At 42.0% G+C, this 18,048-nt stretch carries 13 protein-coding genes; 7 read left to right on the top strand and 6 right to left on the bottom strand.

From position 1 onward, the window contains the following. Positions 1 to 50 precede the first annotated feature (50 nt). The 3 genes from ACNSN2_RS14670 to ACNSN2_RS14660 form a co-directional block, all read right to left on the bottom strand. Entirely contained in the window at positions 51 to 3,272 is a 3,222-nt protein-coding gene (locus ACNSN2_RS14670; RefSeq protein ID WP_418607904.1) for a S41 family peptidase, read from the bottom strand. A 145-nt stretch (positions 3,273 to 3,417) separates the two neighbouring features. After that, complete coding sequence (locus tag ACNSN2_RS14665; protein WP_418607902.1) at positions 3,418 to 4,815, bottom strand: 5-methyltetrahydrofolate--homocysteine methyltransferase; 1,398 nt, start codon at positions 4,813 to 4,815, stop codon at positions 3,418 to 3,420. Positions 4,816 to 4,847: 32 nt separating this feature from the next. After that, a complete protein-coding gene (locus ACNSN2_RS14660; protein WP_418607900.1) occupies positions 4,848 to 7,277 on the bottom strand; it encodes a TonB-dependent receptor in 2,430 nt (809 codons plus the stop codon). Between the two features lie 330 nt (positions 7,278 to 7,607). Here ACNSN2_RS14660 and ACNSN2_RS14655 point away from each other — a divergent pair, with 330 nt between their 5' ends. From ACNSN2_RS14655 to ACNSN2_RS14645, 3 genes are all read left to right on the top strand, one after another. After that, the gene (locus ACNSN2_RS14655) at positions 7,608 to 8,099 is read left to right on the top strand and encodes a Fur family transcriptional regulator (protein ID WP_054202731.1); all 492 of its coding nucleotides are present in this window, start codon (positions 7,608 to 7,610) and stop codon (positions 8,097 to 8,099) included. Then, the gene (locus ACNSN2_RS14650) at positions 8,099 to 8,515 is read left to right on the top strand and encodes a MerC domain-containing protein (protein WP_418607898.1); all 417 of its coding nucleotides are present in this window, start codon (positions 8,099 to 8,101) and stop codon (positions 8,513 to 8,515) included. The genes ACNSN2_RS14655 and ACNSN2_RS14650 overlap by 1 nt, the downstream gene beginning before the upstream one ends. A 73-nt stretch (positions 8,516 to 8,588) precedes the next feature. After that, positions 8,589 to 9,425 (top strand): alpha/beta hydrolase, encoded by an 837-nt coding sequence (locus ACNSN2_RS14645; protein WP_418607896.1) that lies wholly within the window; start codon positions 8,589 to 8,591, stop codon positions 9,423 to 9,425. A 44-nt stretch (positions 9,426 to 9,469) separates the two neighbouring features. On the opposite strand, the gene ACNSN2_RS14640 is transcribed toward ACNSN2_RS14645, so the two are convergent. Both ACNSN2_RS14640 and ACNSN2_RS14635 read right to left on the bottom strand, forming a co-directional pair. Beyond that, positions 9,470 to 10,372, bottom strand: a complete 903-nt coding sequence (locus ACNSN2_RS14640) for a homocysteine S-methyltransferase family protein (protein WP_418607894.1) — start codon at positions 10,370 to 10,372, stop codon at positions 9,470 to 9,472. Positions 10,373 to 10,549: 177 nt separating this feature from the next. Beyond that, positions 10,550 to 10,795, bottom strand: a complete 246-nt coding sequence (locus ACNSN2_RS14635; RefSeq protein WP_008112798.1) for a DUF3297 family protein — start codon at positions 10,793 to 10,795, stop codon at positions 10,550 to 10,552. Between the two features lie 300 nt (positions 10,796 to 11,095). Between ACNSN2_RS14635 and ACNSN2_RS14630 the strand changes: the two genes are divergently transcribed. The 3 genes from ACNSN2_RS14630 to ACNSN2_RS14620 all read left to right on the top strand — a co-directional run bounded on the left by ACNSN2_RS14630 (position 11,096) and on the right by ACNSN2_RS14620 (position 15,321). Continuing rightward, positions 11,096 to 12,685, top strand: a complete 1,590-nt coding sequence (locus tag ACNSN2_RS14630; protein ID WP_418607892.1) for an alkaline phosphatase — start codon at positions 11,096 to 11,098, stop codon at positions 12,683 to 12,685. 11 nt (positions 12,686 to 12,696) lie between these two features. After that, positions 12,697 to 14,490 carry an alkaline phosphatase gene (locus ACNSN2_RS14625; protein ID WP_076922353.1) on the top strand — a complete coding sequence of 598 codons (1,794 nt, stop codon included), beginning with the start codon at positions 12,697 to 12,699 and terminating at the stop codon, positions 14,488 to 14,490. Between the two features lie 117 nt (positions 14,491 to 14,607). After that, complete coding sequence (locus ACNSN2_RS14620) at positions 14,608 to 15,321, top strand: hypothetical protein (RefSeq protein ID WP_418607889.1); 714 nt, start codon at positions 14,608 to 14,610, stop codon at positions 15,319 to 15,321. Here ACNSN2_RS14620 and ACNSN2_RS14615 read toward each other — a convergent pair. Further along, positions 15,296 to 17,188, bottom strand: a complete 1,893-nt coding sequence (locus tag ACNSN2_RS14615) for a monovalent cation:proton antiporter-2 (CPA2) family protein (RefSeq protein WP_418607887.1) — start codon at positions 17,186 to 17,188, stop codon at positions 15,296 to 15,298. The two genes, ACNSN2_RS14620 and ACNSN2_RS14615, sit on opposite strands and share 26 nt — an antisense overlap. Positions 17,189 to 17,499: 311 nt before the next feature. Between ACNSN2_RS14615 and ACNSN2_RS14610 the strand changes: the two genes are divergently transcribed. Next, a complete protein-coding gene (locus tag ACNSN2_RS14610) occupies positions 17,500 to 18,024 on the top strand; it encodes a hypothetical protein (protein WP_055012354.1) in 525 nt (174 codons plus the stop codon). Positions 18,025 to 18,048 lie beyond the last annotated feature (24 nt).

Here is an 18,048-nt window from a genome sequence, read left to right as displayed (position 1 = left end):
AATTTGCAGGGTTTTTTTATTGGTATTAGCTTGTTTAGCTATGCAGCAAATTAAAACTTAGAAGGTGCTGGTGGTATCACTAAGGGTTGTTTAGGATTTTCTTTAAGCTCCTTTAATAACTCTTGTACAGCACGCTCTATTGATGGATCTTGGCCTTTATAAATAAGCTCTGGACGATCAATTACTTTAATATCTGGTGCAACACCTTCGTTTTCTATGATCCAGTTACCTTTTGTGTCTAAAATACGGAATGTAGCAGCAATTACTTGTCCGCCGTCTACAAGGCTTGGGTTACCAGAAATACCAATTAAGCCACCCCATGTACGGGTACCAATTAGCTTACCTAGACCAGCCTGGCGGAAGTAGTAAGGGATTGCGTCACCACCAGAACTTGAATAGCCATTTATTAGCATGGCTTTAGGACCATTGTGCGCAAACTGCGGTGTTTTAGTTGGCTCTACACCACGGCGTTTCCAATAGTTAAGCGGTTTACGCGCAAGCCAAGTGATCATATGCTCAGGAATAAAACCACCGCCATTGTAACGGTCATCAATAATCATGGCATCTTTGGTTGTTTGCGGCATGTAGTTTTTAAACATGGCGCGGTTACCCTCATAGGCTGTATTTGGCAGGTGCACATAGCCAATACGCCCATTTGATAGCTTATTAACGTAGGCTGCACGCGAGTTAACCCAATCTAAATAACGTAGACCTTGCTCACTGGCTACCGGTTTTACTGTTACTTGCCACGCACCTTTGCTACGCGGTTTGCTGTTTAGCACTAGCTCTACTTGCTCGCCTTGGGTGTTTTCAAGGAGTTCGTAAAAGTTAGCAACGTCTTTAACCGAGCGGCCATTTACCGCAATAATGTAATCGCCGTTATGTGCTTTTACACCAGTAGTCCCCAGCGGTGAGCGGAAATCGTCATGCCAGTTTTCACCTTTAAAGATTTGCTCTATTTTTACGTAACCAGATGGGTCGCTTGCAAGCTTAGCGCCTAATAAACCGTGATTTTTACGTTCGGCTTTTGGCATATCGCCCGATTGCACGTAAATATGACCTGAGTTAATTTCGCCGGCAATTTCGCTAAGTACGTAATCAAGGTCGCTACGGTGGCTAATAGCATCAGCCATAGGTTGGTATTTAGCTAAAATAGCATTCCAATCTTGACCGTGGTGATTTTCGTCGTAGAACCAGTCACGCAGTGTGCGCCAGCCTTCTACGTACATTTGTTGCCACTCAGCTTGCGGGTTGATTTTAAGCGTCATTTTGCTTAAATCTAGCTTGTTGGCGTCTAGGTCTTGCTTTGGTTTAGGCTCTATTAAGCTGTAACCGCCACTTGTGTGTACAAGTAGGTGTTCGCTGTTGCTCGATATAGTGTAATTGCTAACACCTTTAGCGACTGTTTCTAGCTCACTGTCGTGCTCGGTACCTATAAGTTGTAATGCGCCATTAGCAAGAGTCAGTACGCCGTCTTTTACTGCGGTTAAGCCACGGTAATCGCCCGCTGGGGCATTAAGTGCGGTAACACGTTGCATAAAGTCATTGCTTTGCAGTGCATTTTTAACTTTTTTGTCGTCTTCTTTTTCGTCGTCATCGTCTTTTACAATCGTGGTTTCATCACTTTGTAAGGCAATAAGCGGTTTAACACTGTCGTTTACTGCGGCCGCATAAATACGGGTGGCGCGGTTAAACATGTAGTCAAACTCGTAACTGCTAAACGCAAGGTTAAAGTCGCGCTCAGAGCTAAAGTAAAGGTATTGGCCATCTGGCGAAAAGGTTGGGTTTTGCTCGTTACTCATTTCGTCTGTTAGGCGCGTCACCTTTTCTTTTTTAAGGTTGTAGTGCCACAGTGAGGCATAACGGTTTTCGTTATTTTTAACATACACAATGTCTTGGCTATTAGGCGACCACGTATACTGAGTAATGCCGTCTTCGTCATAAATACCGGTATCAATTTTGTGTTGCTTGCCCGATTTTGCATCTAACCACCAAAGTGTGTTGTTTTTATCTGAAAACAACAACTTAGAGCTATCTGGTGACCAAATGGGCGTAAAGCGCCAAATAGTGCCATTGCTAGTGAGTTGCTTAATAGCATTATTTTTACTGCGATCTTTTAAGTAAATTTCGTACTCGCCGCTTTCATCGCTCATGTAGGCTATGTAGCGCCCATTTGGTGACCAGCTTGCATCTATTTCGCGGCTTTTCTCTGTGTAAGATAAGTTGCGTGTAGGCCCTTGTTTGATTGGTACGCTAAACAGCTCACCACGGGCAGTAAATACAGCACGTTTACCATCGTGAGAGAGCGACATAGAATCAATAAAATCGCTAACATTTTTGCTATACGGCATTGCGTATTGGCGCACGCCTGCAATGTTAATGCTTAGCTTAGCGCTTTTTTGTGTTTTTGCGTCAAAGCGATATAAATAACCGCCGTTTTCATAAACAATCGCATTTGGGCCAGCTGAAGGCCAAAGTACGTCAAAGTTTTTATAGTTGGTAAGTTTTTTTGGTTCGCTGCCTTTGTGGTACTGGTAAAGGTTTAGCGTGTAATCACGGTCAGACACAAAGTAAATATCGTCACCAACCCAAGTTGGTTGCTGGTCGGTTGCACGGTTTGTAGTTAGTTGTTCTGAGGTGTTTTTTTCTAAATCATAAATCCATACATCTTGCGCACGACCACCACGAGTACGTTTCCACGTACGAAACTCTCGATCAATTGGCGTGTAAACATATTTGCTGCCATCTGGGGATAGCATGCCGCCACCAGTTTCTGGAATCGCTAATGGCTGTTCAAGTCCGCCATTTGCAGGAACCATGTAAGGGCGGCCCATACGTTTTCCCCATGGTGTGCGGTTAGCTCTAAATACCACATTTTTACCATCGGCGGTCCAATCTAAAACGCGGTAATCAAAACCTCCACGCGGTGGCATTGGGCCAACGTCATTATAATAAGTAAGTTGCTTTAGGTTTGAACCGTCACTGTTGATCACATAAATTTGTCGGCTACCGTTATACTCGGCTGAAAATGCAATGCGCTTACCGTCAGGGGAAAACTTAGGAAATGTTTCAAAGCCAATATGGTCGGTTAAGCGTTTGCTTTCGCCTGTTTGCGTATTCGCAATATAAATATCGCCACTATAAACAAAGGTAACGGTTTGGTTATGGATATCTGGAAAGCGGAGTAAACGAGTGTCTTTAGTCTCATAGGCCGATACACCCGGCGCGATTGCTGCAGCCAAGGCAAGAGCCAATGTTGTTAGTTTTTTCATGGAATTACATCCTATATTAATAGCTATCCCATCATAACAATAAGGTGAAAAATAGCGATGCACTTACGATAAAAGGTCTGTTACAAAATGTGAATAAAAAAGGTTGGCAAAAAGCGCCAACCTTTAAGTAAATACAGATATAAAATTAATGTTCGTGTGCGTGCTCTTCCTCTTGTGCAATACCTAACCAAGTGATCGCGGCTGGTGGGAATGTAAGTTCTAGTTCACCTTCAATTTCTAAGTCTTCTAGGTGTACTTGCACAACGTGTTGGGCTATTGGGTCGGCTACGTAAGCAAACTGACCATTTTGCGCTACTGTCATACTAAACTTCATGCCTTCAGGCATTGTTATTACATCTTCTTGTGTAATATCAACTTGACCTGCTAGCTCCCAGTGTATGTGATCGTCGTGCGCATGCGCCTCAAGCACATTTAAAAAGCCTAGGCTGTCTAAAACTAAAAAGTGCTCGCCATTCGCTGAGAAAGAGTAAGAAACAGCGCTTGCGCCATCAGCTAGTTGCCATTCAAATTCTTCCATTTCAGCTTTCGCAGGATTTATACTCACAATCACAGCAGGGCCGTCGCCGTGACCAGATGCAACACCAATAAAGGTTTCGCTGCCCTCATGGCCGTATATACTACCAATGCGTAAGTCGCCGACGGCATCAATATTTATTACTTTTTCAGCGTGGTATTCGTCATCATGCTGGTGGGCTAATAGCACACCGTCACTACAGCCGAACGCTACGTAATCATGGTTTTGTGCTGCTCCGTGCAAATCAGGGCATGTTAACTCTAACGTTTGTTCAAGTTCGTATTCGCCATCATGAAAGTGATAAACACCTACCTGATCCGGCAAAATTTTAGCGTTTGATGTACTCTGTGCATCATCGCGGCGAATGGTCGCTAATAAGTGCTCACCACGCGGCTCTGCTACACCATGCATATTAATGTCGTAATTAATACCAGGTAAGGTCGCTGTTGCGTTTGTTATGTCGTTATCTGTTAATACTTCAACAGACGCAGTTGTGCCTGATGCTGCATCACCATCATAAAATACCGCTAATTTACCATCGTGCTTTACCAAGTGAGTAGGGCGACTGCCGCTAGTTAGCTCATAACTGCTAAACTCAGGGCTTTGTTCGTAATCATGCAGGTGTGCGCCGTGATCTTCACGCCATAAGCCACCGTCTATAAAGCCGAGGTAATCTTGAGCGCGGCTAGCAATCACGGCATAACGAAAGTCAGGCGACGACGATAGCGTGTTTGAATCATTAGTAAGAGTGAATGTATCAAGAAGCTCATTGTCGTCTAAGTCGAAAAAGTTCGCTTCGTTGCTATCGCCAGCAAGTATCGCAAGCCTACCTAATGAATCAATAGTGTATTCATCACCGTGGTCGCCACCATCGCCATGATCGTGGCCGTCATCAGGTACTTCTATTGGGTTTTTTTCAACAATGTTTGTTTCTGCATCACCACAAGCGGTGATTAATGTGCTGCTTATTGCCAGTGCAATTAATTTTAATTTGAATAGTTTAGTCATGTTAATTTCCTTTATTTATAATTTTTTAGCGCTTAAAAGTAACCGCGAATACCTAGTGCAAAGCTACGACCTGGACGTGGCGCTATATTCTTTAAAAATGAGCTATGCACGCGCGCTTCTGTGTCTGTTAAGTTAGTGCCTCGTAGATACACGGACATATCTTGATTTAGCACTGATAAGTCATATGAAACGCTGGCATCAAGCATGGTGTAGCCGTTTGTGGTTGTTTCTTCTGGTGCTGTGCGGTCTTGCTCTTGATAGCGAGTTACGTGGAGGTGCGCACTCAGCTTATTTGTTTGGTAGCTAAACTCAGTACCAAAACGTAGCGGTGGTGTGCGTGGTAAATCGCCACCGTCTTTAAGGCGTGCACGAACGTAATCTGAGAATAAATCTACTTTAAATTCATTGGTTAACTGCCATGCAAATTGGGCTTCAAAGCCATGCAAAATTACGTCATCTGTTTTAAATAAATAAACTGGGAGTTCAGATGAGTGATCATGCTCGTCACCGTGGTCATGATTATGCTCATCACCATGGTCGTGGCCGCTTTCGGCGTATAGGCCTGTGTCGATTTGGTAATAATAATTGTCGACTTGGTTGTAGAAAGCATTAAGAATGAAACCAATATCACCTTGGGTTTTACGAAACGTTAAATCAATATTGTTTGCTGTTTCTAGGTCAAGCGCTTGCTCAGATAAACCAAAATGGCCGTCTTCATGAATATCAAATAGTGCGCCTACTTCATAAGTACCAGTTCCAATGTGAGGGCCGAATGATAATAGCTCCGACACCGAAGGAGCACGCTCAGAACGAGATACCGACAAGCCTAAGTTGTAGCTAGGTGCAAAATCCCACACAACACCCGTTGATAAACTGACAGGAGTGAATTCTTGCTCTACGTCAAATACGCGAGTATTGCCGGCATGTTCTTCATGAGCATGATCGTCATGAACACCGGTGTCATCGTGTGCGTGTGCATCTATGTTAGGTAGTAACACGTTATCAGCATCGATGGTTACCCGTTCAACTCGGCCACCTAGTTGCACTAAAAAGTCACCAAAGTGTCTTTCTTCCATTAGTGCTATAGCAAAGCTTTGTGTTTGTGACGGTGGTGTGAATGCTTCTGAGCCTTGCGCTTCAACATCACTGTGTTTGTAATGAAAGCTCAAACCACCATTCCACTGCGCAAACGGGTTATGCATTAAGTCTACGCGTAACTCATTGGTTTCATTTTCAAAAGTGGTGCCCACTGCACCATGTTCAATTTCAGCATGTTCGTAATCTGTAAAACCTGCGCGCAGATTTACTCTATTAAGCCATTTGTTATCAAGGTTATATTCACCTAGCAACTGCACTTTAGTTTGCTCTAAGTCGGCATATACGCTTTCTTCAGCGCTGTGTTCTTCTTCGCCACCATGGGTGTGGCCTGGAATACCGTATTGACGATTAAATTGCTCAACAGCTATACCAACAAAACCTTGATCAAAGAGGTAGCTAGTACCTAAGGTAAAGCCGTCAGACTCCTCATTGCTGTTTGCAACGGTGTAATCGCCACTATGCTCTTCATGGTCATGGTCATGGTCATGGTCATGGTCATCGTGGGCTAATTCAGCGGCCACGGGTATTTCATAGTCATCAGCTTCACGCCAAAAGGCATCAGCATAAAATGCAAAAGAATCAGTGCCAGTAGTGGCATTAAATGAGGCGATTTTTTGATTATCAACAGAGTTGTGCTCAAGGTTCCATTCGCCGCGAGTTGTGCTGTCGGTAGGCACCCGATTATCAACTACATTAACCACACCACCAATGGCGCCGCTGCCATAAAATAATGTGGCAGGGCCACGTAATACTTCGATTTGTTTTGCGGTTGATGCCTCTGATGCGACTGAGTGATCAGGGCCAACGCGCGAAACATCACTGACATCAAGACCATTTTGAGTAATTAGAACACGCGGCCCGCTTAAGCCACGAATAATAGGTGTACTGGCTACTTTTGCATGAAAGTTAGTAGTAACCCCCGGGAGTTTTTCAAGGCTATCGCCAAGGGTTGCAGCTTGCTGCCGTCTTAATTGTTCGCCAGATAACACGCTAACGGGAGACGAGGATTCCATTGCCGACATGTGAATAGGCGTCGCTTCAATATCAATTACTTCAATGGGTGAACGTTCTAAGTTAAAGGTAATTGACTGGCTTTTATCATCACTAAATGTGATATCTCGATGCAGATGGGCATAACCAGGGGCGGTAATATGAAGTTCTTTTAAACCACTTTTTAAATCAGTTATTACGAACTTACCGCTTGCATCTGTTACTGCTGTTATATCTGAGCCTTCAACTTCTACAGTTGCATTAGTCACCACTTTACCTTGGTTGTTTAGAACAACACCTTCGATGGTATTTGCAAGTGCATTTGTTGGTAGTAGGGCTGCTATAAACAAAGCTAATTGAGATTTTCGTGTCATTTGAATTCCTTTGCGAATGTTATATTGTATCAATTGTGCTTGAAATGTTATATTGTATCAATAGTTAATTAACTAAAAATCACTCAGGTTATATAATTTGGCTACTTCATCTACATAATTTAAATTAAATATTATTTAAATTCAGTGTGTTAAGTATTTTGTCATTGTTTAGGTGTTGTTCGTGGGGGATCTGTTTGCTGTACAGCAAAAGTTAGTTGTTACATTTATTTAGCTCTAGTTAATAAATTTTTAGGTAAAACCACAGCGGAGGCATTGAGCAACAAGGATGGCAAAGTTAAAACATCAGCCCACTACATTAGAGTGGGTAATATGAATAAGCAGCAATTTAAAGAGATGATGGGTTTTGCGATAAAAAGATGTGAAGCCTTTGAAAAAAAATTAACGCCAAAACGTCAGCAGGTATTTGAAATTCTATTGAAAGCAAATAAACCTTTGTCTGCTTATGAGTTAACAGATCAATTTAATAAGCAAATAAATACACCGATTTTGGCAATGTCCGTTTATCGGATATTAGGTTTTTTAGAGTCGGTAGGTCTGGTACATAGATTAAAGTTAGAAAATAAGTTTATACCGTGCAGTCACGTTAATAATGATAGAGAGCATCAACTATCGATGTTTTTAATTTGTAGCTCTTGTAATAAAGCAAGTGAGGTGAATGACCTTAACAATTCGGTTAAATCTTTGTTTAGGGAACTGAAAATGAAAGGGTTTACGCCAGCAACTTCGCAATTAGAAATCTCAGGTGTTTGTTTTGGGTGCCAGCAAAGTACCGCTAACACAATTAAAAAGAAGGATAAATAATGAAGCTGACTCAAACGACAGCAGATAAGTTTGCCATTGGACTTTCGTTAATGTGCACGGTACATTGTTTTGCAACACCGGTTATTTTAGCGCTGTTGCCAAGCCTTGCTGTACTACAAATAAATGCTGAACAGTTTCACTTATGGGTTCTTGCTGTAGTATTACCAACAAGCTTATTAGCTTTGAGCTTAGGCTGTAAAAAGCACAAACGTACACGTTATATGGCGTGTGGAGTTGTTGGTCTAGCTTTTTTGATAATTGCAGTATTGCTAGGTCAAGAAGAGGCCGAAAAAGCGCTCACTTTAATTGGCTCCGCTTTTATCGCACTAGCCCATTGGTTTAATTACCAACAGTGTTTTAAAAAGAATAACGAAAATTGCCCCTGTTCAGGTGATAAATCAGATCAACTTGTTTAACACTGCCAGTGTTAAAAATAGCGACTATGTGGCATTGTAATTATAAATATCGTTTTTTAGGTAAACTAATTTAGTGAATACTGCTTTAAGGCTTTTGCTGTTACTTTGTGTTTTCATCTGTTTTAAATTAAGCGCAAATACCCCCTACGAGATCCCTAGAAGTAGTGTTATTGAGCTCACCGACCCTGCTACCAAGCGGGTGTATCCTATTTTTATCCAGCTACCTAAGTCATATGCAAAGGAGCCTAATAAAACGTATCCTGTTATTTATTTAACCGATGCGCCGTATGCATTTCCTATCGTTGCCGGTGCCACACGGTTTCCAATGAATAGCGGCAAAATGCAACAGGCTATTATTGTGGCGATCAGCTATGAAAAAGGCTCAAGAGGAGCTAGTAGTCGAGTTAGGGATTATACACCCACTCAATCCCTGAGCTGGAAAAAACAAACCGGTAACGCTAAAAATCATGCACTGTTTTTAAAAAAGACTGTGCTGCCGTTTATCGAAAAAAGTTACCGAGCAAGTAACACGCAAAGAACGTATATAGGTAACTCGTTAGGCGGTTTATTTGGCGCCGCTGTTTTATTTACGATGCCTGAGCTATTTAGCAATTATATTATTGGCAGTCCGTCGGTTTGGTTTGATAATAATGCACTGCTAGCGTTAAAAGCGAATAAGCCCCAAATGCCAATAAAGGTTTATGTATCTGTTGGGGCAAAGGAAACTCCAGCCTTTGGTGAAGGGCAAAATATGGTTGAAGGCGCAGCGCAACTTGTGAAAAAAATTAATGCGCTCAATAGCGATAATATAAAATTAAAAAGTGTTGTTATTGAAGGGGCACAGCATGCAACCGCATTCCCAACCACAGCAATACAAGGGCTTGATTGGGTATTGGGAAGCGGTCAATAAGCTCGCAATGGATTTTCGATGCTTTTATAGTTAAATAATTGATATTAAATCGTTTTTATGTCGCTTTTCCACTTTGCCAGCGCTGCTATAAATTCGGGGCCAATACCACAGCAGCCGCCAATAATTGTTGCGCCTAGGCTATGCCATTGTTTAGCAAATGCTACATACTCAGCAGGTGATAAATCGCGGTAACCTTGCGAGCCTTCATTTGCTTTATAATCACTGGCGATTGGTGTAAAACCATTCGCAAATGCCCCTAAATCAACATGTTTATTTTGCTGTTTTAGCACGCGATTAGTGTCGCGCAGCGCTTGTTCAATAACCTCGGGAATAGAGCAGTTAAAGAATATGCCCGCTATTTTATATTCGAGTAGTGCTAGGATAGCGTCTGATACTAATTCACCAGAGCGCAATGTCGCTTGTTCGCTTACTTCATCACTTAGGGTAAATGCGTAATAACATGGTTTGTTTGAATTCTTCAGTACGCTTGCCATTACCCGCGCTTCTTCAATGTTTGATATGGTTTCACCAATCCAGATATCTACATATTCGTCTTGTGCTTTATACAGGGTATCTAAAATAGTAAATGCGCGATCACTTTGGAAAAAATCAGCACGATACGAGCCAAAGGCAGGAGGCAGTGAGCCGGCAACGAGTACCGTTTGCTTTGCGTTTTGAGTCACCTTTTTTGCAATAACCGCTGCTTGCTCAGCAAGCATAGCACCTTTTGCTTGGTAAAGCGTTTCACCCAAGTGAAAGGGTACACATGCATAGCTGTTAACAGTAATTATTTCAGCGCCAGCATCTATAAAACCTTGGTGTGCTTGGGTTACACATTGCGGTGCTTCTATTAAAGCTTGCGCACTCCACAGTGGCTGTGAAAACGGCGCGCCCATGCGTTTGAGTTCACGACCCATGCCGCCATCTAATATTATTAACTTGCTCATAATGGACTTCTATACGTCTAAATAATTAAAGCTATTCAAACATACTTTTTGAAAATTCATAATGAAACTTCATCAGGTTGAGTATGAAAAAAGTTCAACATGTTAAAGCTGTTTTTAAAAGGCACAAAAAAAGCGACTACCTAGTAAGGTGTCGCTTTTCTTTTTACAAGTAAGCTATTACTTGTAAAACGCTTCTACAGTACCTTTTACTTTCATAAGTAATGGCTGGCCGCGACGGTCTAGCGCTTTAGGTGCCGCTACTTTTATCCAACCTTCGCTGATGCAGTATTCTTCAACGTCAAAACGCTCTTTACCGTTAAGTGTAATACCGATTTCATGCTCAAATACTTCTTCTACATAAAATTTGCTACGTGGGTTAATAGACAGTTGATTAGGTAATTCTGGTTTGTTTGTATCAGTCATAATAGTGATCTGCGTTGAATTAATTATGCGCTATTGTAGGCAATAGCAAGCTTAGGCTCAAGCAAGAGATCAATAAACTAATATATTGTGACGTGCTTTTATAGGGCTGTTACATATATTATGAGAAGGGTTAAGCAGTCGATGGAAATACAAAGTAGGTGTTATTGATATAAAATTTGGCTGTCACCTTCTTGTCATTAAAATTACCTTTATTAGTAACATCTATTTCCTATAGTGCAGCGGTTGATGTTTTTGAGCTCACAGTTTTTAAAAATAACCACTACATAATGGGAATTACGGATGAAAATTAAAAAAGTCGCTGCGGCAATCGCACTCACCTGTGCGTTTAGTGCCGTTAGTCATGCCAATGTTCTACCGCAAAGTCAAAAAGACAGCAGCTGGTACAGTGCCGCACAAACAAAACTAACAACTAAAACAACGCAAGCACAAGCGGTTAAAAGCACCAAAGCTAAAAATGTAATTTTATTTGTTGGCGATGGCATGGGTATTTCTACCTTAACGGCAGCGCGTATTTTACAAGGTCAACGCAATAATCAGCTTGGCGAAGAAGGCTATTTAAGCTTTGAGCAGTTCCCTTACTCTGCGCAAGTTAAAACCTATAATGTGGATGCACAAACGCCAGACTCTGCAGGCACCATGACGGCCATGATCTCAGGTGTAAAAACCGATGTGGGTGTTATTGGGGTTGATGAAAAGGTTGAACGAGGTAACTGTGCAACGGCTATCGGTAATGAGTTATTAACAGCCACGGAGCTGGCTGAAATTAAAGGCTTAGCTACCGGTGTTGTTTCAACTGCACGTATCACTCACGCAACACCGGGTGCAACGTATGCTAAATCGGCTGATCGCAACTGGGAAGATATCTCAGACATGCCTGAGGCAGCAGTTAATGCAGGCTGTGAAGATATTGCCTCACAGCTAGTTAACTTTGAAAAAAACCTAGAAGCGCGTTTTATAGGTACCGATGTTGATGGCTTAGACTTTGTAATGGGTGGCGGCCGTCGTCACTTTTTACCTAAAGATGCATCGGCAAATTCAAATGATGCAATGAGCGCCGTAGAAGGCGATCGTACTGATGAGCGCAACCTTGTTACTGAATGGCAAACACAATATCCAAATGGCACTTATGTGATGGACCAAGCCGGATTTGATGCTATTGCCGATGATGCAACCCAAGTCTTTGGCTTATTTAACGAATCGCACATGCAATACGAAGCTGACCGTGCCAACGATATAGCTGGTGAGCCGTCGCTTACCGATATGACAACTAAAGCGATTGATGTACTGGGTAAAAACGAAAAAGGCTTTTTCTTAACCGTAGAGTCGGGCCGTATTGACCATGCTCACCATGCGGGTAATGCTTTTAACGCACTTAACGACACTATTGAATTTGCAAAAGCCGTTCAAGCTGCCGTTGATAACACCGACCCTGAAGAAACGCTTATTTTAGTTACAGCCGATCACAGCCATGTGTTTACTATTGCAGGTTACCCGAAACGTGGTAACCCAATTTTAGGTAAAGTGGTTGGTGTTGGCCAAACTACACCAACGCTAGCTGCTGATAACATGCCATACACCACAGTAGGTTATGCAAATGGCCTCGGTTTTAGAAACTTAGTTGATGAAACGGATGCAGATGCAAGCTATGAAACAGCTGCGGTTGCAGGACGTGTTGAGCTAAATGGTGTTGATACAAATACGCCAGGTTTTCACCAAGAGGCTACTGTTCCACTTGGCTCTGAAACGCATGCAGGTGAAGATATTTCATTGCATGCAATGGGCCCAGGTGCTCACCTTGCTCAAGGTGTTATAGAACAAAACGTTGTATTTCATTTAATTAATCAAGCTCTTGAACTAACTCAGCAATAATGGCGGCTCACATGAATAAATTAACAGTACTTTCTTTAGCAGTAATGGTCGCATTAACTGGGTGTTCGAGTGATGACGACAAAAACAGTAATAATATTTTAGCGGTAGATAACCAAATCGCAGTAGGCTCAGCACAATGTGTTAATGGCGGCGTAGAAACGCAAAGCGGTGTTGATACCAATACTAATGGGCAATTAGAGAGCAGCGAAGTAACGCACACTAACTTAGTATGTAACGACCCAGCTACCTCATTAACGAGTGAACAGCTCGCTTCATTAAGTAACAATGCTTGGTTTAGCGACGCACAAACTAAACTGGCTAGTGCGCAAGATGCAGCAAGTAAGGTAGTAACAGAGTCAGGTAAAGCGAAAAACGTGATCTTATTTGTTGGTGATGGTATGGGTATTTCTACTATAACGGCAGCGCGTATTTTAGCGGGGCAATTGCAGGGTGAAATGGGTGAAGATCACCAATTAAGCTTTGAAACTATGCCGTATTCTGGGTTTGTAAAAACTTATAACGTAGATGCACAAACACCTGATTCTGCCGGTACGATGACAGCAATGGCCTCTGGTGTAAAAACCGATGTGGGTGTAATTGGTATTGATGAAGCGGTTGAGCGTGGTAATTGTGCATCAGGCAAAGGGCATGAGCTTGTTACTTCGTTAGAGCTTGCGGAAATTGCCGGTAAATCTACCGGTATTGTTTCTACGGCACGTATTACCCATGCAACGCCTGCGGCAACTTATGCTAAGTCGGCTGATCGTAACTGGGAAGATATTTCAGATATGCCAGCTTCAGAGTCAGCCAATTGTGAAGATATTGCTTCACAGCTGGTTAATTTTGAAAAGAACTTAGAAGCCCGTTTTAGTGGTGTTGATGTAGACGGAATCGAAGTGGTTATGGGTGGCGGGCGTCGTCATTTTTTACCTAAAGATGCAGCCTTTAATTCTGCAGATGCGGTGAGTGCTGTTGAAGGCGACCGTACTGATGCGCGTAATTTAGTGACAGAATGGCAAACAACTTACCCGACTGGTACTTACGTAATGGATCAAACTGGGTTTGATGCCATTAGCGATGATGCCACAAAGGTATTTGGTTTATTTAACGAATCGCACATGCAATACGAAGCTGATCGCGATAACGATATCGCTGGTGAGCCTTCGCTATCGCAAATGACCGAAAAAGCTATTAATGTTTTAGATAACAATGATAAAGGCTTTTTCTTAACAGTTGAGTCGGGCCGTATTGATCACGCCCACCATGCGGGTAACGCTTACAATGCATTAAACGACACTATTGAGTTAGCGAATGCAGTAAAAGTGGCGATGGAAAATACTAACCCAGAAGAAACACTAATCGTGGTCACGGCCGATCACAGCCATGTGTTTACTATTGCGGGTTACCCTAAGCGTGGCAACCCAATATTGGGTAAAGTGGTTGGTGTAGGCCAAACAGAGCCAAGTTTAGCTGCCGATGATATGCCTTATACTACGGTTGGTTACACTAATGGTGGTGGCTTTAGAGACTTAGGCAATGAAACCGATGCAGATGAAGGATATAACTTTGCACCCGTTACAGGGCGCGTTGATTTAAGCAATGTTGATACTACAACGCCGGGCTTTCACCAAGAAGCACTTGTGCCACTATCATCAGAAACCCATGCGGGTGAAGATGTGGGTGTGTATGCAACCGGACCTGGTGCCCACTTAGTGACTGGAACTAATGAGCAAAGCTTTTTATTCCATGTAATGGACTTTGCCGCAGATTTTGTAAAAGCGGCGGATGAAAAAGTAGCGCAATAAATTAACTAGCAAAACAAACAGCCCGCACACTGTGCGGGCTTTTTTGTGTCATACAAATGCCATTATTAAGCGTTATTTTAGAGTCATAAAGTAATGTTTAACTAAGAGATTACCCCAATGAAAAAGCTATTATTTATATTCTCAGCACTGGCCAGCGCGAGTGCGCTCGCCCAGCAGTGCGACATTGATGCTGCGCAACTAAAAGCCGACTATAAAATTACCAATCAGCACAAATCGCAGCACAGTACCCAGTCACTTACTCTTTGGCGAAACAATCAGCAGGTGGCGCATCAAAGTGAAACACTAACCGAGCTTTGGCAGCAGCTAAGTAATAACCAGCTTCGTCCTATTCGTTACTTTAATGCCGAACAACGCGGTATTGAGTACCAACCATCGGAGGTACGTGGAGTGCAAAATTGGAGTGCTAAAAGTCAGCTGGTGGATAACCATTTAATTGCAAAAATGACCCTAGCAAGTTCACAAGGTGAGGGTTGTAATGAGGTAAAAAATTATGTGCTTAATGAGGGCGATAACCAATTTAAGCTGGCTTTTCTCCCGCAAGCAAAATTAGTTAAAACTTTTAGTGTGACCAATAAAAAAAGTGATACTCAAACCTTGCTTAGCTTAAATGATGTAAACAGTGATACACCTGCAATTAAGGCTCAGTTTGCAAAATGGGATAACTTTCAAACCACCGATTACGCGGATATTGGCGATAACGAAAGCGATCCATTTTTAGCTAAAATGATTAACCTAGGTTTTATAGAGCACGGCGCTACCGGTTTTTATAACCAGCAAGGCGAAGCTATTCAAGGTGGGCATCATCACTAGCATTTTTTGGCTTAACCGTGCTCTCGGTTAAGCCATTTTTATAGTCGTTGGCGTCACAGGTATTTAAGTTTTGCCGTGCTTGTTTATCTTGTTGTAATACTTGCTTTAAATCCTCCATACGCTGACGCACAGCCACACCATAACTGGCATCATCACCCCATAGTTCGGCAAGTTGCAGTACCGCTGCACGGTCGTGATCTCTAAATAATTTACCAGCACGTTCAGCATCTTCTTTGCTATTACCAAGCAATTGCAACGATTCTATGGCTAAGTTTATGGCTGAGTCGACGGTTTCGCGGTTAAATGCATCTACTTTTAAATTAAGTAATTGGTATGCATGGCGGCGATCTATGGCACGCGCTACTATTTTTAATTGTGGATAGTTTTTATGCGCCAGCTTAATAATCTCAATGGTTTTATCAGGGTTATCAATTGCAACAACCAGCATTTGTGCTGTGTGCGCGCCTGCTGCTTCAAGCAGTTCTTGGCGTGCTGCATCACCATAAAATACGGTATTACCAAAGCGGCGCAGCAGTTCTATTTGGCTTGGGCTGTGATCAAGTACGGTAATTTCGTAGCCTTGCGCATGTAATAAACGTCCCATTATTTGCCCAAAACGGCCATATCCGGCAATGATCACATGTTTTGCTGTGCTTATTTGTTCTGGTTTATCAAACTCGGGCTTAGTGCTACTACTTCGTTTTTGTAGTTGTTCATAAAACATCAGGAGTAAAGGGGCTACTAGCATAGATACCGCAACCACTAAGGTCACTAGGCTGGTTTGCTCTGGAGTTAAAATACTTAATGTGGTGGTCACGCTTAAAAGTACAAACGCAAATTCTCCACCTTGTGCGAGTGCTAGAGTAAACAAGAGTTTTTGCTTTGAGCTGATATTAAATGTGACAGCAAGGGCAAATAAAATGCAGGCTTTAATGACAATTAATAACACCACTAAGGCAATCACGATACTGAACTGGTTAAACAGCAATTCAAAATTAATTGATGCGCCAACCGTGATAAAAAATAACCCCAGTAATAAGCCTTTAAAGGGCTCTATATCGGCTTCTAGCTCGTGTCTAAATTCACTTTCGGCCAATACAACACCGGCTAAAAAAGTACCGAGTGCGGGTGATAAGCCAATACTTTGCATCACTAGCGAAATAGCCACCACTAAAAACAATGCAAAAATTGTGAATATTTCACGCATGTGGGTTTGCGCGATGTATCTAAACAGTGGTGCCGATACATATTTACCGCCAGCAATAATAGCGGCAATAACCGCAACAGAAACCCCTACTTGTTGCCAAATAGGCCAGCTAGCAATGATGGAGTCGTTAACGTCTTTTGAGTTACCTTGTGGTGCAAAAGCCAGTAAGGGGAGTAGCGCTAAAATAGGTATAATGGCGATATCTTGAAATAATAAAACCGAAAATGCATTTTGCCCAGCTTCTTGTTTTAACCAGCCTTTTTCTTCTAAGCTTTGCAGCACAATAGCAGTTGAAGACAGTGCGAGCATTAAGCCTATAGCCAGTGCTGTTTGCCAATGCATGGCAAAAAACCAATAACAAAAGGCAAAAATAGCCGCTGCACTTAATACTACCTGCAATCCGCCAAGCCCTAAAATTGAGTGGCGCAGAGTCCACAAACGCGAAGGTTGCAGTTCAAGGCCAACTAAAAATAACATCATCACAACGCCAAATTCAGCAAAGTGCATTACATCAGTTTGGTCACCTACGACTCCTAATGCATAAGGGCCTATCAAAATGCCGGCAATTAAATAACCCAGCACAGAGCCAAGCCCAAGTCGTTTTGCTATGGGAACTGCAACGATAGCGGCGGCTAAGTAAATTAAAGCAATTTCTAGCATGGGGTGCTCTCTTGAGGTTAGGAGTTATTTATATTTTGATACTACTATAAATTAAGTTTGAGTTAATTGTGAAAGAAACATTATTAACGCATACTAATCCGCAATACTATTTAATCATTTTGAAGGGATAAACCAGATGTTAGTTGCGTTAAAAACTTCTCTTTTAGAACAACTAAATAACAAAATAACAAAGTTTTACCTTGCTATCGACACGATTGCCCTCCCTCAAAATAGCTCACTTAATTAAGCGAATTGGTATTACTTTATTGTGTACCATTAAATTTAATAATATGTTTTTTATAGGAACTAAAATGAGTATTAAGCTGCTTTTAAAAATTATGCTGACCACTGTGTTTGCTGCGGTATTGACACAAACGGTGCAAGCTCAACAGTACAAGGTTGAGTTTGAACCACAGCGAGCTGAGCTTGAACAGCAAATTACTGGTGATGAATTTAATGACTATTTAGTTAGTGCAAAAGCAGGTGAAATTCTGAATGTGACCCTGACTCCTTCAAATTTAAGTAACTACTTTAATATTTTGCCCTTAGACAGTAATGAAGCCGTATTTATTGGCTCAATAGAAGGGCATGAAGCTAAATATCAACTCAGCACAGATGGAGATTATGTTGTGCGAGTTTATTTAATGCGTAATGCAGCGAGACGTGGTGAAACAAGCGATTATAAGTTAACCATTATTAAACATGCAGATGTAGCCGTGCCTGTAAAAACTATGCACCCAAGCTGGGATAGCGATGGCGATGGAATAAATGATTGTGAAAACGATGGCAGCTGTGACCACACTATTGATTATACAAAACCAAAAACGGTCAATTAATTGACCGTTTTATATAATTCGAAA

This window comes from Pseudoalteromonas sp. US3C1013, assembly GCF_048401115.1.
GTDB lineage: Bacteria > Pseudomonadota > Gammaproteobacteria > Enterobacterales > Alteromonadaceae > Pseudoalteromonas > Pseudoalteromonas undina.
The sequence above is the reverse complement of the archived record's forward strand: the minus strand, read 5'-3'. Positions and strand labels throughout refer to the sequence as shown.

Excerpts from the sequence above, each read along its gene's own strand:
- ACNSN2_RS14620 (WP_418607889.1), top strand. The coding sequence starts at position 14,608 with ATGAAAAAGCTATTATTTATATTCTCAGCACTGGCCAGCGCGAGTGCG.
- ACNSN2_RS14655 (WP_054202731.1), top strand. The coding sequence starts at position 7,608 with ATGAATAAGCAGCAATTTAAAGAGATGATGGGTTTTGCGATAAAAAGA.
- ACNSN2_RS14670 (WP_418607904.1), bottom strand. The coding sequence starts at position 3,272 with ATGAAAAAACTAACAACATTGGCTCTTGCCTTGGCTGCAGCAATCGCG.
- ACNSN2_RS14640 (WP_418607894.1), bottom strand. The coding sequence starts at position 10,372 with ATGAGCAAGTTAATAATATTAGATGGCGGCATGGGTCGTGAACTCAAA.
- ACNSN2_RS14610 (WP_055012354.1), top strand. The coding sequence starts at position 17,500 with ATGAGTATTAAGCTGCTTTTAAAAATTATGCTGACCACTGTGTTTGCT.
- ACNSN2_RS14665 (WP_418607902.1), bottom strand. The coding sequence starts at position 4,815 with ATGACTAAACTATTCAAATTAAAATTAATTGCACTGGCAATAAGCAGC.
- ACNSN2_RS14635 (WP_008112798.1), bottom strand. The coding sequence starts at position 10,795 with ATGACTGATACAAACAAACCAGAATTACCTAATCAACTGTCTATTAAC.
- ACNSN2_RS14650 (WP_418607898.1), top strand. The coding sequence starts at position 8,099 with ATGAAGCTGACTCAAACGACAGCAGATAAGTTTGCCATTGGACTTTCG.
- ACNSN2_RS14630 (WP_418607892.1), top strand. The coding sequence starts at position 11,096 with ATGAAAATTAAAAAAGTCGCTGCGGCAATCGCACTCACCTGTGCGTTT.
- ACNSN2_RS14625 (WP_076922353.1), top strand. The coding sequence starts at position 12,697 with ATGAATAAATTAACAGTACTTTCTTTAGCAGTAATGGTCGCATTAACT.
- ACNSN2_RS14660 (WP_418607900.1), bottom strand. The coding sequence starts at position 7,277 with ATGACACGAAAATCTCAATTAGCTTTGTTTATAGCAGCCCTACTACCA.
- ACNSN2_RS14615 (WP_418607887.1), bottom strand. The coding sequence starts at position 17,188 with ATGCTAGAAATTGCTTTAATTTACTTAGCCGCCGCTATCGTTGCAGTT.